We start from the raw sequence: 20,888 nt of genomic DNA, 5'->3' as shown, positions 1-20,888 counted from the left end.
ACTATATGACGCTCAATGCGCCGCCTGCAGGGGTGCGCCATCCAGCACCATGTCCAGCATGGCCTCGTCGCGCCAGTTCATCGTGATGCGCACCGGCAGGTACTGCAGGGTGGGGGCGATCCACATCTGCACCGCCACCTCGTTGGGCTTGAGGCTGCCCGGCAGGGGCTTGAGCGGATAGGCCCACAGCGCCCCCACCTTCAGGGCCAGCGGCTCGGGCGGCAGCACCTGGTAGCGCCAGCTGGCGGCCCGCCGCGGCAGGGCCAGCGGAAAGGACACCTCCTGGCCCGGCTGGAGCCGCTCCGGATGGGTCAGGAAGTACCAGGTGAGCTGGACGAACTGGCTGGCCGCATCCTGCACCCCGGGCATCGTCGGCACCGTCTTGCCGTTGGCCAGGGCGATGGTGTCGCCCTCGAAGCGCACGGTCTCGCGCTGGGTGCCCCGCAGCGGGATGTCGGTCTCCTGGTCGTAGCGGTGCGGTTTCAGGCCCTCCGGCGTCAGCTCACCATCGCTGAGCATGCGGCGCTCCACCACCGCCGCCACGCCCACGGTGACGCGCACCTGGTAGTGGCTGTCCTGGCGACGCCATTCGACCTTGGCCGCCCCCTCCACCGGCCCCCGGTAGCTTCCGCTGACGGTGTAACTCAGCCGCGTGGAAGGCGGCCAGTCGAAGGCCAGGGCGGCGCTGGCCGCCGAGGCCGGGCTGGCAGCGGCGGACGCAGCCGGGGCCGGCTCGTTCACCTCGGGGGCAGGCATTTCGGGCTCCCGCTGCACCACATCCACCGCGCCCGGCGCCTCTGCCGCGACGGACGAAGCGCCCAGCTCAGGCGCGGACGCCGGCACCTCTGGAGAAGACGCCGCCCGGCGGGGCGCAGCCAGGGCTGACCGGCGGGGCCGCGGCGGTGCAGGGGCGGCCGCCACTGGCGGCTGCATGGGCGCCAGCGCCTGGACGAAGGCCACATCGATGGTGGCCGGAGGCTTGTCGGCCGCGCCCGCCCCCAGGCGGCTCTGCCAGACCCGCTGGACCACCCACAGGTGCAGGACGACCACCAGGACGACCAGCAGACCCAGCGCGGCAGATCGCCGCCACGAGGACGGCCACCGACGCCGACTGCTGTCCCTCACCTGCTCTACCGGCGCATCAGTGAGTGGGGGCTCAGCGACCCAGCCAGGCCTTGCGCAGACCCAGGGCCTTGGCTGCCGGGCGCTCGCCCAGGGCCAGCGTCCAGACATCGGCCACCACCGGGTCCGGGCGCAGCGTCAGGCTGCGCAGGCGCTGCTGGCGCACGTAGGTGAGCTCGAAGGGCGCCGGCTCGGGCGGCAGCCACTGCCGCGCATCGTCCAGCCGACGGATGCGCCAGCCGTCCACCGCCAGCAGCTCGTCGCCGGCCGACAGACCGGCGCGGGCCGCCACGCTGCCCGCCAGCACCGACTTGACCTGCACGCCGGTCACCGGGCCTTCGCTGAGCTTGAGGCCCAGGGCAGCCGTCCAGGAGGGCGGCTCCTGGCCCACCTGGATGCCCGCGGCCGCCAGGGCCGGTGCCAGCGGCAGGTCGTCGTGGCCATGCACCCAGTCGCGCAGATCGGCCGCCAGCGTGGCGCCGCCCAGGCGCTCGACCGCGGCCAGCACGGCCACCTCGCTCAGGCCGCTGGCCAGGCAGTCGGACCACAGCCCGCGCATCAGCTCGTCCAGCGAGGCGCCGGCCTGGCGCAGCCGCAGGTCCAGCAGCAGGGCCACCAGCGAGCCCTTGGTGTAGTAGCTCACCGTGCTGTTGGGCGTGTTCTCGTCCTGGCGGTAGTACTTGACCCAGGCGTCGAAGCTGGCCTCGGCCACGCTCTGCACCTTGCGGCCCGGAGTGGCCATCACGCCGTTGAGGGTGCGGGCCAGCAGCTTGAGGTAGCGCGGCGCATCCAGCAGGCCGGCGCGCACCAGCATCAGGTCGTCGTAGTAGGAGGTGAAGCCCTCGAAGAACCACAGCAGCTCGGTGTAGTTCTCGCGGGTGTAGTCGTAGTGCAGGAATTCGGCGGGCTTGAGCCGCTTGACGTTCCAGGTGTGGAAGTACTCGTGGCTGATCAGGCCCAGCAGGGTCATGTAGCCCTCGGGCACGGGACTGCCCATGCCCTGGCGCGGCAGATCGGCCCGCTTGGCGATCAGTGCGGTGCTGGCCCGGTGCTCCAGGCCGCCGTAGCCGTCCTCCACCGCATTGAGCATGAAGACGTAGCGGCCGAAGGGCGGCTTGCGCCGGCCGTGCCAGAAGGCGATCTGGGCGGCGCAGATGCGCTGGGTGTCGGCCAGCAGGCGCTTGCCGTCAAAGCCGGGCCAGGCGCCGGCCACCACGAATTCGTGCGGCACCCCGCCGGCCTCGAACTGGCCGCGCCAGAAGGTGCCCAGCTCGAAGGGATGGTCCACCAGCTCGTCGTAATCGGCACTCTGGTAGAGGTGGCGGCCGCCTTTGACGGCATCCATGCCGGTGGCCACGTCCCAGCCCTTGGGCAGGCTGCCGATCTGCACCTGCTGGGGCTCTGCCTCGCGGCCATGGGTGCGCAGGCACAGGCTGGTGGGGTTGAAGAAGCCGCGGCTGTCGTCCAGGAAGGCGGTGCGCACCGAGGTGTCGAAGGCATAGGCCTCGTAGCTCAGCACCAGGGCGGCCCGCCCCTCGCAGCGCAGGCGCCAGCTGGTCTTGTCCAGCTGCTCGGGCAGGCGCTCCTGCTTGCCCTGACGGGCCTGCAGGCGGCTGAGGTGGCGGCCGAACTCACGCACCATGTAGCTGCCCGGGATCCACACCGGCAGGCTGACGACGGTCTCGGCCGCGGGGGCCGGCACCGTCATCGTGACGCGGTAGCGGTGGGTGGCCACGTCGGCCACGTCGATGCGGAAGTGGATCATGCGCAGGTGGGGCGAAAGAGGGAGGGACGCCTCAGGTGCCCGCGGCACCCAGGAAGCAGCACAGGGCAGCGATCACCGTCAGGCGAAAGCGCAGGGTGAGCCAGGCGCTCATGCCCTTTTCCAGGTACAGGCGGCGGTCCACCAGGTAGCAGACCACCAGCATCACGCCCAGCACCACCAGCCCGGCATGGGCCGGCATCACCAGAGCCAGCCAGGCCACCAGCGGCGGCACCATGGCCCAGCCGAAGGCGCGCTGCCCGCTGGCATGCGAATCCATGGCCAGCCCCCAGTGGATGCCGCCCAGGAAGGCCACGATCAGCGCTCCGTAGGCGGCCAGGCCCAGCGCCACCCAGGGCTGCAGGTCCGGATAGACCAGCCACAGCAGCAAGGTGCCGACGATGAAGGGAATGAGCCCTGCATGGCCGTACTGGCGCGCCCGCAGGGGCGGCTCCGCCGGCATGGGCGGCGCGACGTGGTGCACCACGCCGGAAGGATTGGTCGCGTTCATGAGCCGTCATTGTGGCGGCAGCGGCCTCTCTTTGGCGGTGGTGTGACATCGCCGCCACCGTGGTGTGAGGCTTTTTCGAGGGGCGGCCCCGTGCGGGAGCCGTCCGGTCAGGACTTCTGACCGCTGGCCAGCTGCTTCTCGATCTGGTCGACACCGATGGCGCCCGGCACCCGGGTGCCGTTCTCGAACACCAGGGCCGGGGTGCCGTTGACCTTGTACTTGCGGCTCATGGCCAGGTTGCGGTCCAGGGCCGAGGTGTCGCACTTCGGGTCCATGGACTTGGGCGGCACCGCGCCGGTGGTCATCCAGGTGCGCCAGACCTTGCCGTTGTCCTTGGCGCACCAGATGTCACGGGCCTTGACCGCCGAGTCGGCCCCCAGGATGGGGATGACGAAGGTGTAGATGGTCACGTCCTTCACGTTGACCAGGTCCTTTTCCAGGCGCTTGCAGTAGCCGCAGTTCGGGTCGGCGAAGACCACCAGCTTGCGGCTGCCACTGCCCTGTTTCAGAACGATGGCGTCCTTCAGGGGCAGCTGGGCGAAGTCAATCGCGGTGAGCTTGTCCACCCGGGCCTTGGTCAGGTCGGTGTGGGTGCGGGTGTCGTAGAGCGAGCCTTCGATGATGTGGTTGGCCAGCTCGTCGGTGTAGAGGATGTCGGTGCCGATGCGGACCTCGTACAGGCCGGCAATCGGCGTCTTGCTGACCTCGTCGATCTTGGGCAGGCCCGGCATGCGCTCGGCCAGGTTCTTGCGGATGGCCGCCTCGTCGGCCAGGGCGGACGACAGGGCCGCGCCGGCCAGGGCCAGCACCACGGCGCCCTGTTGCAGGCGGCGGCCGGTGGTGGAAGAGAACGATTTCATCGAGGTTCCTCGGATTCAGACATCCAGCGCCTGGCTGGCCAGCCAGCGCTTCACTGGCGCCAGATGGTTGACCAGACTCAGGCCGTGGTTGCGGAGTTCCCGCCATCCCACGTTTTCATGGGCAAACAGGTGCCACAGGCCATCGGTGACCCGGGCCATGGCCCAGGTCGGCAGGGCCCGGCGACGGACGTAGCGGCGCAGCAGGGCCAGGTCGCCCAGGTCGCGCCAGACCTCGCGGTCGGCCAGCACTTCGGCCAGGGCCGCCACATCGGCCAGGCCCAGGTTCAGGCCCTGGCCGGCCAGCGGATGCACCTGGTGGGCGGCGTCGCCCAGCAGGGCCCAGCCCGGGCCGGTGACCGGCTCGGCATGGCCCAGGGCCAGCGGCCAGGCGGCACGCTCGCCGGCCAGCCGCAGTTGCCCGGCCTCGCCGCCAGTGGCGGCCATCAGCCCGGCTTCGAACTCTTCCGGCGAGGCCGCCAGCCAGCGCTGGGCCTCGCTCTGCGGCAGCGACCACACCAGACCGTAGCTGCACCCGGCCTCGGGCCGGTCAAAGGGCAGCAGGCCCAGGATGTCCGGCGCCCGGAACCACTGCCGCGCGCAGCCGGCGTGCGGCCGGTCGGCCACCAGCCGGGCGGCCACCGCGGTGTGGCCATAGGCATGGCGCACAAAGCGCGACCCCAGCTGGGCGCGGCTGAGCGAGGCCTTGCCCTCGCAGACCAGGGTCAGCGGCGCCGGGCCCGGCTCGGCCAGCAGCGTGACCTGCGGCGCGAAGCCGGCGGCGGCATCCAGCACGTCTTCCAGCGCCCCGGCGTCGACGATCCAGGCCAGGGCCGGCACGGCCTGGCGCCAGGCCGAGAACTCGATGCGCGAGGCGTGGGCATCGCCCTGCACCTGCATGTCCAGCACCGCGGTGCGGGCATCTTCTGGCAGGGCCGTCCAGGCCCGCAGCCCTTCAAGCAATTGGACCGAGGACGGATTGAGCGCATAAGTGCGCACATCGTCACTGACAGGTGCGCCCGCCGGCCGGGCCTGCAGGGCCACGTTCAGCCCGATGCGGGCCAGGCTCAGCGCGGCCGCCCGGCTGACGATGCCGGTGCCCAGGATGCGCACGTCGAAGGGGGTCATGACGGCATTGTAGGGACGGACCTAAAATTGCCGGTTCCGCGCCCGGGAAGCCCCCGTTGGCACCCGACTCCTCTTCCTCCGAAAGCCCCTCATGAGCCTCAAGTGCGGCATCGTCGGCCTGCCCAACGTCGGCAAGTCCACCCTGTTCAATGCCTTGACCAAGGCCGGCATCGCCGCCGAGAACTACCCCTTCTGCACCATCGAACCCAATGTGGGCGTGGTGGAAGTGCCGGACCCGCGACTGGCCAAGTTGGCCGAGATCGTCAAGCCCGAGCGGATCCTGCCGGCCATCGTCGAGTTCGTGGACATTGCCGGCCTGGTGGCAGGCGCCTCCAAGGGCGAAGGCCTGGGCAACCAGTTCCTCAGCCACATCCGCGAGACGGACGCCATCGTCAACGTGGTGCGCTGCTTCGAGGACCCGAACGTGATCCACGTGGCCGGCAAGGTCGACCCGATCGCCGACATCGAGGTCATCCAGACCGAGCTGTGCCTGGCCGACCTGACCACGGTCGAGAAGAGCCTGCAGCGCTACACCAAGGCCGCCCGCAGCGGCAACGACAAGGAAGCCGCCGCCCTGGTCAAGGTGCTGGAGAAGTGCCAGGCCGCGCTGGACCAGGCCCAACCGGTGCGCTCCATCGACTTCAGCAAGGAAGAGCTGGTCATTCTCAAGCCGCTGTGCCTGATCACCGCGAAGCCGGCGATGTTCGTGGGCAACGTGGCCGAGGACGGCTTCGAGAACAACCCCTTCCTGGACCGCCTGCGTGAGTACGCCACCGCCCAAAAGGGCGAGGTCGTGGCCATCTGCGCCAAGACCGAGGCCGAACTGGCCGAGATGGAGGACGAGGACCGCGCGATGTTCCTGGCCGAGATGGGCCAGGACGAGCCGGGCCTGAACCGCCTGATCCGCGCCGCCTTCAAGCTGCTGGGCCTGCAGACCTACTTCACCGCCGGCGTGAAGGAAGTGCGCGCCTGGACCATCCACATCGGCGACACCGCCCCCCAGGCCGCCGGCGTGATCCACACCGACTTCGAGCGCGGCTTCATCCGCGCCCAGACCATCGCCTACGAGGACTTCATCACCTACAAGGGCGAACAGGGTGCGAAGGATGCCGGCAAGATGCGCGCCGAAGGCAAGGAGTACATCGTCAAAGACGGCGACGTGCTGAACTTCCTGTTCAACGTGTAAGCGTCCCCAGGGCGCCGCTCAAGCGCCCTCTTCCGGCCCGGCGCCCCCGTCTTCGTACAACTCCAGCGGCAAGCCGTCCGGATCCGCGAAGAAGGTGAAGCGCCGGCCGGTGAAGGCGTCCACCCGCACCGGCTCCACGGCCACCCCGTGGGCCTGCAGGTGGTCCACCCAGGGCGCCAGCGCGACCACGCGCAGGGCCAGGTGGCGCAGGCCGCAGGCCTCCGGCCGCGAGGGCCTCTGCGGCGGCGCCGGAAACGAGAACAGCTCCAGGGCCGTGCCATCGGGCAGGGCCAGGTCCAGCTTCCAGGACTGGCGCTCGGCCCGGAAGTGCTCGGCCAGCACCGGCAGGCCCAGCAGTTCGGTGTAGAACTGCCGGGAGCGGGCGTAGTCGCTGCAGATCAGCGCCACATGGTGCACGCCCAGCAGTGGCGGCCTCAGACAGACCTCAGACCCCATCGGGCATCTCCAGCGCCTCGGCCGCGCCGCGCAGGGCTGGCGAGGTGGGCGAGAGGATGAGCTGCACCGGGATCTCTCTCAGGTAGGACTCGAAGCGCCCCTTGGCCTCGAAGCGGGCCCGGAAGGGCGAGCGGTCGAAAGCCGTGCCCAGCCGGGGCACGATGCCGCCGCCGATGTACACCCCGCCGCGGGCGCCCAGCGTCAGCGCCAGATCGCCGGCCACCGTGCCCAGCCAGCCGCAGAACAGGTCCAACACCTGGGCGCAGTGCGCATCCCGGCCACCCAGCGCGGCTTCCACGATGGCGGCCGCCTCGGGCGCATCCTGGGGGGTGAGCGGCTGGCCCCGGACCACGCCCAGGGCATGGTGCAGCGCACGCAGCCCCGGGCCGGACAAGACCCGCTCGGCCGACACCCGGCCATGGCGCTCGCGCAGCACGGCCACCACCTCGGCCTCCAGCGGCGTCTCGGCCGGCAGGCTCACATGGCCGCCTTCGCCCGCCAGCGGCAGCCAGCGCGGGCCCAGCGGCAGCAGGCCGGACACACCCAGGCCGGTGCCTGCGCCCACCAGGCCGATGGCCGCCCCGGGCTGGGCCGCACCGCCCCCGACCTGGCGCAGCTCGTGGGCCGGCAGGTGCGGCAGGGCCAGCGCCAGCGCGGTGAAGTCGTTGATGACCCGCAGGCGCTCGAAGCCCAGGGCCTGGCGCAGCGCCTCGATCGAGAAGGACCAGTGGTGGTTGGTCATCTGCACCCGGTCACCGGTGACCGGGTTGGCGATGCCCACGGCCGCCAGGGCCGGCACCGGGTGGGCGGTCTCGGCCAGGTAGGCCCGCATCGCGGCCTCCAGGCTGTCGTGCCCGGCACAGGGCAAGGTCCGCACGTCCTGCAGCGGCGCACCGGCCGCGGCCTGCCAGGCAAAGCGCGCATTGGTGCCGCCGACATCCGCCAGCAGGCGGGGTGAATCCATCGCGCTCATGCGCCCTGGGCGTACAGCGGCGTGACCTTGGCGCCGGCGCTGGGGGTGGCGACTTCGATGCGCTGCTCGGTCTGGCCGTCGAACAGATGGACCTCGGCCTCGTTCCAGTCCAGCAGCACATTGCTGCCCACCGGCTGGGCCACCCGGCCCGGCACCCGCAGCACCACGGGGCCCACGGCGGTGTCCACATAGGCATAGGTCTCCGGCCCGGTGGGCTCGACCATGCGCAGTTGGCCCGGCAGGCCGCGGTCGGACAGGCGCAGGGCCTCGGGCCGCAGGCCGTAGATCACCGAGGACACCTGGCGCGCGGCCAGGGTCCGGACCTGGGCCTCGCCCAGCGGCAGGGCCGTGCCCTGCATGCTCAGGGTGCCACCCATCCATTGGGCGGACATCAGGTTCATGGCCGGCGAACCGATGAACTGCGCCACGAAGACGGTGGCCGGGCGGGTGTAGATGTCGTCCGGCGTGCCCAGCTGCTGCAGCACGCCCTCGCGCATCACCGCGATGCGGTCGCCCAGGGTCATGGCCTCCACCTGGTCGTGGGTGACGTAGACGGTGGTGGTGCGGGTGCGCTGGTGCAGCAGCTTGATCTCGGCGCGCATCTCCACGCGCAGCTTGGCGTCCAGGTTGGACAGCGGCTCGTCGAACAGGAACAGCGAGGGGTTGCGTGCCAGGGCGCGGCCCATGGCCACGCGCTGGCGCTGGCCGCCCGAGAGCTGGGCTGGCCGGCGGTCCAGCAGGTGCTCGATCTGCAGCATCTTGGCCACGCGGGCGATGGCTTCCTCGCGCTGGGCCTTGGGCACCTTGCGCATCTCCAGGCCGAAGGCGATGTTCTGCGCCACCGTCATGTTGGGATAGAGCGCATAGCTCTGGAACACCATGGCGATGTCGCGGTCCTTGGGCGAGGCGTGGGTGATGTCGCGGTCGCCCAGCAGGATCTGGCCCGAGGTGGGCGTGTCCAGGCCGGCGATCATCGACAGCAGCGTCGACTTGCCGCAGCCCGAGGGGCCGACGAGGATGAGGAACTCGCCCTTCTCGACGTCGATGTCGATGGACTTGAGGATCTCGTGCGCGCCGTAGCTCTTGCGCACCTGGCGGATGGAGAGGGCTCCCATGGGTGTGGTCCTTTCAGCCCGGCTTCAGCCCTTGACGGCACCGGCGGTGAGGCCGCGCACGAAGTACTTGCCGGCCACGATGTAGACGAAGAGCGTGGGCAGGCCGGCGATCATGGCCGCGGCCATGTCGACGTTGTATTCCTTGACCACGCTGGAGGTGTTGGCCAGGTTGTTCAGGCCGACGGTGATGGGCTTGGTGCCCGCGTCAGAGAACACCACGCCAAAGAGGAAGTCGTTCCAGATCTGGGTGAACTGCCAGATGAAGGTGACGACCAGGATGGGGCCGGACAGCGGCAGCACGATGCGCCAGAAGATGCGCCAGAAGCCCGCGCCGTCCAGCAGCGCAGCCTTGATCAGCTCATCGGGCAGGCCGGCGTAGTAGTTGCGGAAGAACAGCGTGGTGCTGGAGAGCCCGCACAGGATGTGCACCAGGGTCAGGCCCCAGATCGAGCTGGCCAGGCCCAACCAGCCCAGCACCTGGGACATGGGCAGCAGCACCACCTGCAAGGGCATGAAGACGCCGAACAGCATCAGCGCGAACATCAGCTCGCTGCCGCGGAAGCGCCACTTGCTCAGCACGTAGCCGTTGATGGCGCCCAGCGCGGTGGTGATCAGCACGGCCGGCACCACCATCAGCACCGAGTTCCAGAAGAAGGGTTGCAGGCCCGAACAATCGGTGCCGGTGCAGGCCCCGGACCAGGCCTTGGCCCAGGCCGCGAAGTTGGGCGAGAAAGGCATGGCCAGCAGGCTGCCCTGGCGGATCTCGTCCATGCTCTTGAGCGAGGTCGAGAGCATCACGTAGAGCGGGCCCAGGAAGAACAGCGCCAGCCCGAGCAGCGCGGCCCACAGGGCGATGCGCAGACCATCGATGCGGGGGGCCTCGGCCGCCGGCAGGGCCGGCGCGGTCAGGGTGGGGGCGCTCATCGGCGGCTCCTGAGTTCGCTGTAGAGGTAGGGCACGACGATGGCGGCGACGGCCGCCAGCATCAGCGTGGCCGAGGCCGCGCCCTGGTTGATCTGGCCGCGGGTGAAGGCCATGGCGTACATGAAGGTGGCCGGCAAGTCGGTGGCGTAGCCGGGGCCGCCGGCGGTCAGCGCCATCACCAGGTCGAAGCTCTTGATGGCGATGTGCGAGAGCACCATCACGGTGGAGAAGAAGACCGGCCGCAGGCTGGGCAGCAGGATGCGCAGGTAGATGCGCGGCATGGAGGCGCCATCGACCTGGGCGGCCTTGATGATGGATTCGTCGATGCCGCGCAGACCGGCCAGGAACAGGGCCATCACGAAGCCCGCGCTCTGCCAGATGCCGGCGATCACGATGCAGTACAGGGCCCGGTCCGGGTTGACCAGCCAGTCGAAGCTGAAGGACTCGAAGCCCCAGGCGCGCACGGTGTGCTCCACCCCCAGGCCGGGGTTGAGGATCCACTTCCAGGCGGTGCCGGTGACGATGAAGCTCAGCGCCATCGGGTAGAGGTAGACGGTGCGCAGCACACCCTCGGCGCGGATCTTCTGGTTGAGCAGCACCGCCAGCAGCACGCCCACCACCAGCGAGCCGGCGATGAAGAGAAACGCGAAAAGCACCAGGTTCCAGGCCGCAACATGGAAGCGGTCGCTGTCCATCAGCGCGCGGTAGGCATCCAGCCCGGCGAACTCGTAGTTCGGCAGCAGGTGGGACTCGGTCACCGACAGGTAGCCGTTCCAGGCGATCAGCCCGTAGATGAACAGGAAGGCCGCAACGAAGGATGGCGCCAGCACGAGCTTGGGCAGCCAGTCGATGCGCCGGAGGGGGGAAACGGTGCTCATGGTGCGCAGGGAAAAAAGAGGACCAAGAAGGGGCCGGCCGGCGAGCCAGCCCCGTGGCAGGTCAACCGCCCCGCGCGCGGGGCGGGGCGGCGCCCATCACTGGGCCTTGGCGGCAGCCACCAGCTTGCTCATGGTGTCGTCCACCGTGGCCTTGTCGCTGTTCCAGAACTGCGAGACCACGTCCTTGATCGCGCCTTCCACGGCCGAGGGCACGGCCATGCCATGGGCGATCGAGGGCACCAGGGTGCCGCCCTTGGACGACTCGACGAAGTCCTTGGACGACTGCTTGGCGCAGGCGTCGAACTTGTCCATCGGCATGTTCAGGCGCACCGGGATGGAGCCCTTGTTCAGGTTGAACAACTCCTGGAAGTCCGGCGACATCAAGGCCGAGGCCAGGTCGCGCTGGGCCTTGGCATTGGCCGGGTTCTTCAGCTGGAACATGGCCAGGCTGTCCACGTTGTAGCTGAAGTCCTTGGCCGTGCCCGGCGAGGCCACGCACTCGAAGTCCTTGCCCGGGGTCTTGCCCGCGGCCAGGAACTCGCCCTTGGCCCAGTCGCCCATCAGCTGCATGCCGGCCTCGCCGCGGATGACCATGGCGGTGGCCAGGTTCCAGTCACGCCCGGGGGCGTTCTTGTCGGTGTAGCCCTTGATCTTCTTGAAGGTAGTCAGCACCTCCTTCATGGTGTCGCTCTTGAGCGCGGTCGGATCCAGCTGCACCAGGGCCTTCTTGTAGAAGGCGGTGCCGCCCACGCCCAGGGCCACATCCTCGAAGGTGGTGAAGTCCTGCCAGCTCTGACCGCCGTGGGCCAGCGGGATCACGCCGGCCTTCTTCAGCGCCTCGGCGGCGGTGAAGAACTCGGCCCAGGTGGTCGGCGGCTTGAGGCCGGCCTTCTGGAACACGGCGGTGTTGACCCACAGCCAGTTCACCCGGTGCACATTGACCGGCGCGGCCACGTAGTGGCCCTTGTACTTCAGGCCGGCGGCGATCTGCGGCGGCAGCAGCTGGTCCCACTTCTCGGGGCCGGCCACGTCGTCCAGGTTGGTCAGCACACCCTCGCGTGCCCACTCCTGGATGGAGGGGCCCTTGATCTGGGCGGCCGCGGGCGGGTTGCCCGAGACCACGCGCGACTTCAGCACCGTCATGGCCGAATCGCCACCGCCGCCGGCCACCGCGAAGTCCTTCCAGGTGTGGCCCTTGGCCCTCATTGTGGCGGCCAGGGCCTGGGCGGCCTTGGCCTCGCCACCGGAGGTCCACCAGTGCAGCACCTCCACCTCGCCCGCACGGGCCACGCCGGTCACCAGGGCCGCAGTGGCGGCCAGGCCCAGGGCGCTCAGGCGCAACGTGCTGCGCAGGGTCATCGTCTTGTTCATGCTCGCATCCTTCGGGTTTGACAGGCACAGGGCCCAGGGGCCCGGTGCCGATGTTCATGCATTCACGCCGGTGGCTCGGTTCACCACCAGACTTCGGCCTGGATGCCGTAGCTGGTGCCGCTGGTCTTGCCATCGGCCAGGCCGGTCAGGCCATCGGCACCGGCCGCCGCGTTGGCCGCCTGGTTCCATTTGGCACGGGTCACGTAGAAGCGCAATTCGGGACGCTCCCAGAAGCCCTTGCCCGCGCTGATCGTCGGGGCGATCGTGAACTTGGTCAGGTTGGCACTGGACTGGCCCTGCGGGCTCACGCGGTCCACGCCCACTTCGGCCAGGATCTTGAAGTTGCGGGTGAAGGCATAGCCCACGCGACCGCCGATGGACTTGACCGTGGCGTCGCCGGCATCGGCCTTCTTCTTCTCGAGCATGGCGATCAGCTGGCCGCCGAAGTTCTCGTTGGCCTGGAACTGGTAGCCGTCGACGATGCGCCACTTCTTGACGTCGGAGCCATCGGTCAGGCTGCCGAAGCCGCCGGCCAGGCCGGCCGAACCTTGAGCGTACTGGAACCACAGGTTGTTGCTGGCACCGAAGGGCAGCTTGTCCTGGGTGTGGCGCAGGCTGACGCCGGCGCCCGACTCTCCGCCGGTGAACTCGCCCTTGGTGGCGGTCAGCAGCAGATTGATCGTGCCGTTCTCGTTGACCGGCACGTCGCGCAGCCAGGCGTTCAGGCGGCTGCCGGGGTTGTCATGGCCGTTGGCGTCCTGGGTGCTGCTGTCAGCACGGTAGAAGGCCAGGTCCAGCTTGCCGCCCAGGGCCGGCAGGCTGGCGCCGGCACCGGTGCCGTCCAGCTTCTCGAAGAAGGTGTCGACGATGTGGATGTCGGCCCCGCGGTGGTAGCGCTTGCCGGCCCAGAAGCTGGCCTGTGGCGCAAAGTCCAGGCCGGTGGCCTCGGCCCACATCTGCGCGGTCTCCCACTTGGCATCGCCCGAGTCGCTGGCGTTGCCCTTGAAGATCGTGGGCATGAAGTGGATCTTGTAGGTGTCGCCACTGTCCTTGCGGGCCACGGTGCCGCTGAACAGGAACTCGCCGTAGAAGTCGCATTCGTTGCCCAGGCGGTACTTGAAGTCCGCCCCCGACAGACCGTAGCAGGCCCGGTTGGCATTCTTCGAGGTGGCGCCGGGGCCGGCCCGGAAGTAGCCGGTCGAGTCCAGGGCGATCTGGGCCTGGGCGCCGCCAGCCAGCGCGGCCAGCAGCAAGCCCAGCAGCGGGGCCGGGCGCAGGGAATGTTTCATGTTTGTCTCCTCTTCGTCTTGGTGAGATGCCCCGACGCGGCAGGAGACCCAGCGGCCCCCTGTGTTCAGGTGCGGCCGAAGATTAATGTTTTATTAATGTCTATGAACTTGAGACAACAGCCTATGGACAGAGTCCTAACAATTCATTAATTACACGCGCGCCGCCAGCGGCAGCCGCACCCGCACCCGCAGGCCATGGGGCGGACGGTCCAGCAAGGTGACCGTGCCGGCATGGCGCTCGATGATCTCCTTGACGATGGGCAGGCCCAGGCCGCAACCCAGGCCTTCCTGGGTGCCGCGGTAGAAACGCTCGAACACGGCCTCGCGCTGGGCCAGTGCAATGCCTGGCCCGGTGTCGTCCACCTCGACCACGGCCTGGCCGTCTTCCGCCCGCGCCCGCACCGTCACCTCGGCCCCGCGGCCGGCGTAGCGAATGGCGTTGTCGATCACGTTGGACAGGGCCTCGCGCACCAGCAGGGCATGGCCGATGACCCGCAGCGGCCCATCCCCGGCAGCCTCCGGATCGTCATCGGCCCAGCCCAGGTCCACACCGGCCTGCAGGGCCCGCGGCACCAGCTCGGCCGTCAGCTCCTCAGCCAGGCGGCGCAGGTCAAAGAGGCTGCGGGCCATCACATGGCTGGATTCGGGTTCGGCCCGGGCCAGCGTCAGCAACTGCGTCACCAGATGGGCGCTGCGGGTGGCGCTCTCGTGCACCCGGGTCAGGCGCGCACGCAGGGCGGGATCGGTCGCTTCCCGCAGCGCCAGCTCGGTCTGGCTCTTGAGGCCGGCCAGCGGGGTGCGCAGCTGGTGTGCGGCGTCGCTGATGAAGCGCTGCTGTTGCCCCACGCTCTCGCGCACCGCCTGCAGCAGCTTGTTCAGGGCGTCGGTCAGGGCTTGCACTTCCTCGGGGGCTCGCCCCAGCTGGATCGGGTCCAGGTGGCTGGGCGCGCGCGAGATGACGGCCTGGTGCAGGCGCGCCAGGGGCGCCAGCCCGGCCCGCAGGCTGGCCCAGACGATCAGCGACATCAGCAGCACCAGACCGGTCAGCGGCAGCGCGGTGTCGTGCAGGATCTGGGTGGCCAGGGTGTCGCGGCCGATGCGGCTCTTGGCCAGCTGCACCAGCATGGTCTGGGGCGCGTCGGCGTCGCCCCAGGCCAAGTACAGGGCCACCACCCGCACCTGCACCGCGCCGCCCTGCTCCTTCAGCATGGCGTCGTAGAAGCGCGGCTTGTCCAGCACCGGCCCCAAGCCGTTGGGCGAGCTGACCTCGGGCGGCGGCTCGGGCAGGCGCTGGTTGCCCAGGATGAGCTGGCCCGGCGGCGCGCTGACCATGTAGTAGACCCGGTCGTCCGGGTCGGTCTCGATGATGTCGCGCGCCGCCTTGGGAAAGTCGATCAGCAGGCCGCTGCCCATGGGCTTGACCTGCCGCGCCAGCGCCCGCGAGGCCTGGTAGAGGCTGCGGTCCAGCGCCAGGTTGGCGTAGCGGGCCGCCACGGTGTAGGACAGCACCGCCGCCCCGAGCCACAGCACCAGCTGCGGCACCAGCAGCCACAGCAGCAGGTAGCGCCGCAACGGTCCGGCCCCGGGGGCCAGCCAGGCCAGCCAGCGCAGGCGGCTGCGGTGCGGGGTGTCAGACATCTTCGAGCAGGTAGCCCAGGCCGCGCACGGTGCGAATGCCCAGGCCGGAATCCTCCAGCTTGCGGCGCAGGCGGTGGATGTAGACCTCCAGCGTGCCCGCAGGCGAACTGGCCGGCTCGGCGGCGTCGCCGGCCCAGGCCTGGGCGATCTGCTCCTTGGTCACCACGCGGCCCTTCTGGGTCAGCAGGGCGTCCAGCAGCAGCCATTCGCGCGGAGAGAGCTCCAGCACCGTGCCGTCCACGCTGGCCCGCCGGGCCTCGCGGTCAAAGCTCAGCCGGCCACTGAGCTGCACCGGCGTGCGCCCGTCGGCGGCGCCGGAGAGGCGCGCCCGGCGCAGCAGCGCGCGGATGCGAGCCTCCAGTTCCGGGAAGTCGAAGGGCTTGGTGAGGTAGTCGTCGGCCCCCGCGTTCAGGCCCGCCACCCGGCTGTCCAGGCTGTCCAGCGCGGTCAGGATGAGCAGCGGCAGCGTGGGCCGGGCCGCATGCACCCGCTTGAGCACGGTGAGCCCATCGACCAGGGGCAGGCCCAGGTCGATCACACCCAGGTCGAAGGGCTGCTTGAGCAGCAGATACTCGGCCACGGCCCCGTTGTCGGCCAGCTCCACTTCGAAGCCGGCAGCACGCAGGTTGGACGACAGGGCGTCGGCCAGGATGGCATCGTCCTCGGCAAGCAACAATCGCATGGAACATGGGCTGCCGTGCAGCATGGGGTCGACGAACGCGGAGAATTCTCCCATGAGCCTCACCGACCAGATCCAGCGCACCCTGAGCACCCTGCCCGCCGCCGAACAGCGCGTGGCCCAGGCCGTGTTGGCCGATCCGCGCGCCGCCTTGGCCCGCACCGTGGCCGAGCTGGCCGGCCAGGCCCAGGTCAGCAACCCGACGGTGGTGCGCTTCTGCCGCAGCCTGGGCTTTGGCGGCTGGGCCGACTTCAAGCTCAAGCTGGCCGGCAACCTGGGCCAGGGCCTGCCCTATGTGCACCAGTCGGTGGCCCCGGGCGACGGCAGCCGAGCGGTGGTGGACAAGATCGTCGAGCAGGTGCAGCAGACCCTGGCCGACTTCCGCCAGAACGCCGGCCTGCGTCCGCTGGAGCGGGCCAGCCAGGCCCTGGTGCGCACCATCCGGGCCGGGCGCCGCATCGAGTTCTACGGCGTGGGCAACTCGGGCATCGTGGCGCAGGACGCCCAGCACAAGTTCTTCCGCATGGGCTGCCACACGGCCGCCTATGCCGACGGCCACCTGCAGGTGATGGGTGCCACCCTGCTGCAGCCCGAGGACTGCGTGGTGGTGTTCTCCAACTCCGGCCGCAGCCGCGACCTGCTGGACGCCACCGAACTGGCCCGCCAGCAGAAGGCCACCACGGTGGCCGTCACCGCCAGCGGCTCGCCGCTGGCCGCTGCCACCGACATCCACATCGCAGCCGACCACCCCGAGTCCTACGAGGAGTACAGCCCCATGGTCTCGCGCCTGCTGCACCTGGTGATCGTGGACATCCTGGCCACCGAGGTGGCGCTGCAGCTGGGCCCGGACCTGCCGGCCCGCCTGCACGCGCTCAAGCGCAACCTGCAGGCCAAGCGCTACCGGGACGACTGAGTCAGGGTTCTCATGGGATGTAATCTGATTACTAATTTTTAGGTAATTTCATTACACTAGCGACTTCCCTGACTGGACGCTCGCCATGGACCCTGTCGTTTCCGCCTCCGATCCCGACCTGGACCTGTTCATCTTCGGCGCCACCGGCGACCTGTCGGTGCGCAAGCTGCTGCCCGCGCTGTACATGGCCCATTTGCACGGCAACCTGCCGACCGGGGCCCGCATCCTGGCCGTCGGGCGCCAGGCCCTGTCGCGCGAGGCCTTCATCCAGCAGGTGCTGGGCGGCGCACGCCAGTTCATCGAGGCCCGCAGCCTGCAGGCCGAGGCCTGGGACCGCTTCGAGGCCCTGATCGACTACGTGGCGCTGGACGCCACCGCGCCGGAGGATTTCGCCCGCCTGGCCCGCCACAGCCGGGCCGGCGCCCAGCGGGTGTTCTACCTGGCCACGGCCCCCGCTCTCTTCACCCGCATCTGCGCCCACCTGGCTGGCGCCGGGCTGGTGGATGCCCAGGCCCGCGTGGTGCTGGAAAAGCCCCTGGGCCACGACATGGCCTCGGCTCGGGCCATCAATGCCGAGGTCGGCCGCTTCTTCGAGGAGCAGCAGATCTTCCGCATCGACCACTACCTGGGCAAGGAGACGGTGCAGAACCTGATGGTGCTGCGCTTCGGCAATGCCATCTTCGAGCCGCTGTGGCGCGCCCCCTTCATCCGCAGCGTGCAGATCACCGTGGCCGAGACGGTGGGCGTGGGCAGCCGCGCCGGCTTCTACGACGGCACCGGCGCGCTGCGCGACATGGTGCAGAACCACCTGCTGCAGATGCTGTGCATCGTGGCGATGGAGCCGCCCGTGTCGCTGGACCCGGACGCCATCCGCGACGAGAAGCTCAAGGTGCTGCGCTCGCTGCGGCCCATGGGCCCGGCCGAGATCGCGCGCGACGTCATCCGCGGCCAGTACACAGCCGGCGCCGTGCAGCAGCGGGCGGCGACGGGCTATCTGCAGGAAGATGGCGTGCCCCCGGACAGCCGCACCGAGACCTTCGTCTCGCTCAAGGCCCACATCGACAACTGGCGCTGGGGCAACGTGCCCTTCTTCCTGCGCACCGGAAAATGCCTGGCCGAGCGCTGCTCGGAGATCGTGATCGACTTCGCCGGCCAGCCCTTCTCGCTGTTCCCCGACACCTACCGCAGCGCCGGCAACCGCCTGGTCATCCGCCTGCAGCCCGAGGAGTCGGTGCAGCTGCAGATCATGGCCAAGGAACCCGGCAGCGGCATGCGCCGCCGCCCGGTCAGCCTGGACCTGGACCTGCACACCGCCTTCACCGAGCGCCGCGCCGAGGCCTACGAGCGCCTGCTGATCGACGTCATCCGCGGCCGGTTGACCCACTTCATGCGGCACGACGAACTGGAAGCCGCCTGGGCCTGGGTGGAGCCCATCCTGCACGGCTGGGCCGCCCAGGGCGACGCCCCCCGGCCCTATGCCGCCGGCACCTGGGGCCCGGCCGCCTCGTCGGCCCTGATGGCCCGCCACGACATGCAATGGTCCGAGGAGGCCTGACCCCATGACCGCCACCACACGCTCCCCGCTGCATCCCCACATCGCCGAGGTCACCGAGCGCATCCGCGCCCGCAGCCAGGACCTGCGCCAGGCCTATCTGGACACCGTGGCGCATTGGCAGCGCCAGGGCACCCAGCGCGAGCACATGAGCTGCGCCAACCTGGCCCACACCTTCGCCGCCTCGCCGGCCGACGACAAGCTGGCGATCAAGGCCTTGCGGGCACCCAACGTCGGCATCGTCACGGCCTACAACGACATGCTGTCGGCCCACCAGCCCTACGCCAGCTACCCGGACCAGATCAAGGCCGCGGCCCGCGCCGCCGGCGGCGTGGCCCAGGTGGCCGGTGGCGTGCCGGCCATGTGCGACGGCATCACCCAGGGCAACGAGGGCATGGAGCTCTCGCTGTTCTCGCGCGACGTGATCGCGATGGCCACCGCGGTGGCCCTGTCGCACCAGACCTTCGATGCCGCGCTGTGCCTGGGCATCTGCGACAAGATCGTGCCGGGCCTGCTGATCGGGGCGCTGCAATTCGGCCACCTGCCGGTGGTCTTCGTGCCCGCCGGGCCGATGCGCTCGGGCCTGCCCAACGACCGCAAGGCCAAGGTGCGGCAGGAGTACGCCCAGGGCAAGGTGGACCGCGCCGCGCTGCTGGAGGCCGAGTCCGCCTCGTACCACAGCGCCGGGACCTGCACCTTCTACGGCACGGCCAACTCCAACCAGATGCTGATGGAGATCATGGGCCTGCAGCTGCCCGGCTCGGCCTTCGTGCCGCCGGACGACCCGCTGCGCGCCGCGCTGACCGATGAGGCCACCCGCCGCGCCCTGGCCATGTCGGCCCAGGGCGCCGAGCCCACCGTGCTGGCCCAGATCGTGGACGAGCGCGCCATCGTCAACGGCATCGTCGGCCTGCTGGCCACCGGTGGCTCCACCAACCACACCTTGCACCTGGTGGCCATGGCGCGCGCCGCCGGCCTGCGCATCGACTGGACCGATTTCGCCGAGTTGTCCGAGGTGGTGCCGCTGATGACGCGCATCTACCCCAACGGCACGGCCGACGTGAACCACTTCCACGCCGCCGGCGGCATGGGCTTCCTGATCCGCGAGCTGCTGGACGCGGGCCTGCTGCACCCGGACGTGGCCACCGTGGCCGGCCCGGGTCTGGCCCACTACACCCGCGAGCCCTGGCTGCAGGACGGCCGCCTGGCCTGGCGCGACACGCCGGCCGACAGCGGCGACCTGACCGTGCTGCGGCCGGCCCGCGAGCCCTTCAGTGCCGACGGCGGGCTCAAGCTGCTGCAGGGCAACCTGGGCCGCTCGGTCATCAAGGTCTCGGCCGTCAAGCCCGAACACCGCCATGTGCGCGCCCCGGCCGTGGTGGTGGACGACCCGGCCGAGCTGATCGCCCAGTTCAAGGCCGGCCAGTTGGAACGCGACTTAGTGGCCGTGCTGCGCCACCAGGGTCCGCAGGCCAACGGCATGCCCGAACTGCACACCCTGACCCCGGTGCTGGGCGTGCTGCAGGACCGCGGCTTCCATGTCGCGCTGGTGACCGACGGGCGCATGTCGGGGGCCTCGGGCAAGGTGCCCGCGGCCATCCATCTCAGCCCCGAAGCCCTGGCCGGTGGCGCCATCGCCCGCCTGCGCAACGGCGACATCATCGAGCTCGATGCCCACGCCGGCCGGCTGGTCGTCGAACTGAGCGATGATGAACTGGCCGCCCGGCCCCTCGAGACGGCGGACCTGTCCGCCCACCAGCGCGGCTGCGGCCGCGAGCTGTTCGCCACCTTCCGCCGCCAGGCCTCCCGCGCCGAGGCCGGTGGCAGCGCCCTCTTTCCGGAGATCTGACGTGAGCACCTCTCTGCCCGCCCTGCCTGCGTTCCGCTCCCGTGTCGTGCCCGTGGTGGTGCTGCAGGACGCCGCCCATGCCGTGCCCCTGGCCCAGGCTCTGCTGGCCGGTGGCATCGACGTGATCGAGATCACCCTGCGCACCCCCTGCGCCCTGGAGGCCATCGCGGCAGTGGCGCGTGAGGTCCCCGAGATGCAGGTGGGTGCCGGCACCCTGCTCAGCGCCGACGATGTGCGGCGCGCCCAGGACGCCGGCGCCCGCTTCGGCCTGTCGCCCGGCCACAGCCCGGCCCTGCTGCGCGCCGTGGCCGAGGCCGGCCTGCCCTTCGTGCCGGGCGTGATGACACCGGGAGAGGTGATGGCCGCCCGGGAAGCCGGTTACCGACTGATGAAACTGTTTCCGGCCACCGTGGCTGGCGGCCTGGACATGCTCAAGGCCCTGGCCTCGCCGTTTGGCGATGTGCGCTTCTGCCCCACCGGCGGTGTGAGCCTGGACAACCTGGGCGGCTTCCTGAAGCAGCCCAACGTGGCCCTGGTGGGGGGCTCCTGGCTGGCCCCGGCCGCCGCCCTGCGCGCCGGAGACTGGAATCAGATCACCGCACTGGCCCGTCAGGCGACCGAACTCAGCGCCGGTTAAGCCGCCTTCGCACTGGGACAAAACTGGGAATATCCCCCGATTGGGGGC

Annotated in this window: 19 protein-coding genes; 5 read left to right on the top strand and 14 right to left on the bottom strand. The window is 70.1% G+C overall.

The window, feature by feature from the left end:
- Positions 1-12: 12 nt before the first annotated feature.
- The 5 genes from M0L44_RS03355 to M0L44_RS03335 form a co-directional block, all read right to left on the bottom strand.
- A complete protein-coding gene (locus M0L44_RS03355) occupies positions 13-1,050 on the bottom strand; it encodes a DUF3108 domain-containing protein (protein WP_252768198.1) in 1,038 nt (345 codons plus the stop codon).
- 106 nt (positions 1,051-1,156) lie between these two features.
- The gene (locus tag M0L44_RS03350; RefSeq protein WP_252768197.1) at positions 1,157-2,887 is read right to left on the bottom strand and encodes a M61 family metallopeptidase; all 1,731 of its coding nucleotides are present in this window, start codon (positions 2,885-2,887) and stop codon (positions 1,157-1,159) included.
- 31 nt (positions 2,888-2,918) lie between these two features.
- Complete coding sequence (locus tag M0L44_RS03345) at positions 2,919-3,395, bottom strand: DUF3429 domain-containing protein (protein WP_022980078.1); 477 nt, start codon at positions 3,393-3,395, stop codon at positions 2,919-2,921.
- A gap of 107 nt (positions 3,396-3,502) precedes the next feature.
- Positions 3,503-4,255, bottom strand: coding sequence for a DsbC family protein (locus M0L44_RS03340; RefSeq protein WP_252768196.1), 753 nt, complete (start codon positions 4,253-4,255; stop codon positions 3,503-3,505).
- Positions 4,256-4,270: 15 nt separating this feature from the next.
- Positions 4,271-5,380, bottom strand: coding sequence for an FAD-dependent monooxygenase (locus tag M0L44_RS03335; RefSeq protein WP_252768195.1), 1,110 nt, complete (start codon positions 5,378-5,380; stop codon positions 4,271-4,273).
- Positions 5,381-5,471: 91 nt separating this feature from the next.
- On the opposite strand from M0L44_RS03335, the gene ychF reads away from it, so the two are divergent.
- Entirely contained in the window at positions 5,472-6,566 is a 1,095-nt protein-coding gene (gene ychF / locus M0L44_RS03330) for a redox-regulated ATPase YchF (protein ID WP_252768194.1), read from the top strand.
- Between the two features lie 18 nt (positions 6,567-6,584).
- Here ychF and gloA2 read toward each other — a convergent pair whose 3' ends face one another.
- The 9 genes from gloA2 to M0L44_RS03285 form a co-directional block, all read right to left on the bottom strand.
- Positions 6,585-7,022, bottom strand: a complete 438-nt coding sequence (gloA2, locus tag M0L44_RS03325) for an SMU1112c/YaeR family gloxylase I-like metalloprotein (protein WP_252768193.1) — start codon at positions 7,020-7,022, stop codon at positions 6,585-6,587.
- Positions 7,012-7,986 carry a glucokinase gene (locus M0L44_RS03320; protein ID WP_252768569.1) on the bottom strand — a complete coding sequence of 325 codons (975 nt, stop codon included), beginning with the start codon at positions 7,984-7,986 and terminating at the stop codon, positions 7,012-7,014. Before M0L44_RS03320 ends, gloA2 begins: the two co-directional genes overlap by 11 nt.
- A 5-nt stretch (positions 7,987-7,991) precedes the next feature.
- Positions 7,992-9,110, bottom strand: coding sequence for an ABC transporter ATP-binding protein (locus M0L44_RS03315; RefSeq protein WP_252768192.1), 1,119 nt, complete (start codon positions 9,108-9,110; stop codon positions 7,992-7,994).
- Positions 9,111-9,134: 24 nt separating this feature from the next.
- Positions 9,135-9,905 (bottom strand): carbohydrate ABC transporter permease, encoded by a 771-nt coding sequence (locus M0L44_RS03310; protein WP_252768568.1) that lies wholly within the window; start codon positions 9,903-9,905, stop codon positions 9,135-9,137.
- 125 nt (positions 9,906-10,030) lie between these two features.
- Positions 10,031-10,912, bottom strand: coding sequence for a carbohydrate ABC transporter permease (locus M0L44_RS03305; RefSeq protein ID WP_252768191.1), 882 nt, complete (start codon positions 10,910-10,912; stop codon positions 10,031-10,033).
- A 96-nt stretch (positions 10,913-11,008) separates the two neighbouring features.
- Positions 11,009-12,283 carry an ABC transporter substrate-binding protein gene (locus M0L44_RS03300; RefSeq protein WP_252768190.1) on the bottom strand — a complete coding sequence of 425 codons (1,275 nt, stop codon included), beginning with the start codon at positions 12,281-12,283 and terminating at the stop codon, positions 11,009-11,011.
- 80 nt (positions 12,284-12,363) lie between these two features.
- Complete coding sequence (locus M0L44_RS03295; protein WP_252768189.1) at positions 12,364-13,572, bottom strand: maltoporin; 1,209 nt, start codon at positions 13,570-13,572, stop codon at positions 12,364-12,366.
- Between the two features lie 150 nt (positions 13,573-13,722).
- Positions 13,723-15,210 (bottom strand): sensor histidine kinase, encoded by a 1,488-nt coding sequence (locus M0L44_RS03290; protein WP_252768188.1) that lies wholly within the window; start codon positions 15,208-15,210, stop codon positions 13,723-13,725.
- Entirely contained in the window at positions 15,203-15,892 is a 690-nt protein-coding gene (locus tag M0L44_RS03285) for a response regulator transcription factor (RefSeq protein WP_252768187.1), read from the bottom strand. The genes M0L44_RS03290 and M0L44_RS03285 overlap by 8 nt, the downstream gene beginning before the upstream one ends.
- Before the next feature lie 52 nt (positions 15,893-15,944).
- Between M0L44_RS03285 and M0L44_RS03280 the strand changes: the two genes are divergently transcribed.
- From M0L44_RS03280 to eda, 4 genes are all read left to right on the top strand, one after another.
- Positions 15,945-16,802 (top strand): MurR/RpiR family transcriptional regulator, encoded by an 858-nt coding sequence (locus M0L44_RS03280; RefSeq protein ID WP_252768186.1) that lies wholly within the window; start codon positions 15,945-15,947, stop codon positions 16,800-16,802.
- Between the two features lie 85 nt (positions 16,803-16,887).
- A complete protein-coding gene (gene zwf, locus M0L44_RS03275) occupies positions 16,888-18,357 on the top strand; it encodes a glucose-6-phosphate dehydrogenase (RefSeq protein WP_252768185.1) in 1,470 nt (489 codons plus the stop codon).
- A 4-nt stretch (positions 18,358-18,361) separates the two neighbouring features.
- Complete coding sequence (gene edd / locus M0L44_RS03270) at positions 18,362-20,203, top strand: phosphogluconate dehydratase (protein ID WP_252768184.1); 1,842 nt, start codon at positions 18,362-18,364, stop codon at positions 20,201-20,203.
- 1 nt (position 20,204) lies between these two features.
- Positions 20,205-20,840 carry a bifunctional 4-hydroxy-2-oxoglutarate aldolase/2-dehydro-3-deoxy-phosphogluconate aldolase gene (gene eda, locus M0L44_RS03265; protein WP_252768183.1) on the top strand — a complete coding sequence of 212 codons (636 nt, stop codon included), beginning with the start codon at positions 20,205-20,207 and terminating at the stop codon, positions 20,838-20,840.
- The last annotated feature ends 48 nt before the right edge of the window (positions 20,841-20,888 follow it).

This window comes from Ideonella oryzae, from assembly GCF_024055665.1.
GTDB lineage: Bacteria > Pseudomonadota > Gammaproteobacteria > Burkholderiales > Burkholderiaceae_C > Ideonella > Ideonella oryzae.
This window is presented reverse-complemented; position numbering and strand designations above follow the sequence as displayed.

What these genes read in the sequence shown, in the direction of transcription:
- M0L44_RS03350 (WP_252768197.1), bottom strand. Translation starts at nt 2,887, where the DNA reads ATGATCCACTTCCGCATCGACGTGGCCGACGTGGCCACCCACCGCTAC.
- M0L44_RS03345 (WP_022980078.1), bottom strand. Translation starts at nt 3,395, where the DNA reads ATGAACGCGACCAATCCTTCCGGCGTGGTGCACCACGTCGCGCCGCCC.
- M0L44_RS03340 (WP_252768196.1), bottom strand. Translation starts at nt 4,255, where the DNA reads ATGAAATCGTTCTCTTCCACCACCGGCCGCCGCCTGCAACAGGGCGCC.
- M0L44_RS03335 (WP_252768195.1), bottom strand. Translation starts at nt 5,380, where the DNA reads ATGACCCCCTTCGACGTGCGCATCCTGGGCACCGGCATCGTCAGCCGG.
- ychF (WP_252768194.1), top strand. Translation starts at nt 5,472, where the DNA reads ATGAGCCTCAAGTGCGGCATCGTCGGCCTGCCCAACGTCGGCAAGTCC.
- gloA2 (WP_252768193.1), bottom strand. Translation starts at nt 7,022, where the DNA reads ATGGGGTCTGAGGTCTGTCTGAGGCCGCCACTGCTGGGCGTGCACCAT.
- M0L44_RS03320 (WP_252768569.1), bottom strand. Translation starts at nt 7,986, where the DNA reads ATGGATTCACCCCGCCTGCTGGCGGATGTCGGCGGCACCAATGCGCGC.
- M0L44_RS03315 (WP_252768192.1), bottom strand. Translation starts at nt 9,110, where the DNA reads ATGGGAGCCCTCTCCATCCGCCAGGTGCGCAAGAGCTACGGCGCGCAC.
- M0L44_RS03310 (WP_252768568.1), bottom strand. Translation starts at nt 9,905, where the DNA reads ATGCTCTCGACCTCGCTCAAGAGCATGGACGAGATCCGCCAGGGCAGC.
- M0L44_RS03305 (WP_252768191.1), bottom strand. Translation starts at nt 10,912, where the DNA reads ATGAGCACCGTTTCCCCCCTCCGGCGCATCGACTGGCTGCCCAAGCTC.
- M0L44_RS03300 (WP_252768190.1), bottom strand. Translation starts at nt 12,283, where the DNA reads ATGAACAAGACGATGACCCTGCGCAGCACGTTGCGCCTGAGCGCCCTG.
- M0L44_RS03295 (WP_252768189.1), bottom strand. Translation starts at nt 13,572, where the DNA reads ATGAAACATTCCCTGCGCCCGGCCCCGCTGCTGGGCTTGCTGCTGGCC.
- M0L44_RS03290 (WP_252768188.1), bottom strand. Translation starts at nt 15,210, where the DNA reads ATGTCTGACACCCCGCACCGCAGCCGCCTGCGCTGGCTGGCCTGGCTG.
- M0L44_RS03285 (WP_252768187.1), bottom strand. Translation starts at nt 15,892, where the DNA reads ATGCGATTGTTGCTTGCCGAGGACGATGCCATCCTGGCCGACGCCCTG.
- M0L44_RS03280 (WP_252768186.1), top strand. Translation starts at nt 15,945, where the DNA reads ATGAGCCTCACCGACCAGATCCAGCGCACCCTGAGCACCCTGCCCGCC.
- zwf (WP_252768185.1), top strand. Translation starts at nt 16,888, where the DNA reads ATGGACCCTGTCGTTTCCGCCTCCGATCCCGACCTGGACCTGTTCATC.
- edd (WP_252768184.1), top strand. Translation starts at nt 18,362, where the DNA reads ATGACCGCCACCACACGCTCCCCGCTGCATCCCCACATCGCCGAGGTC.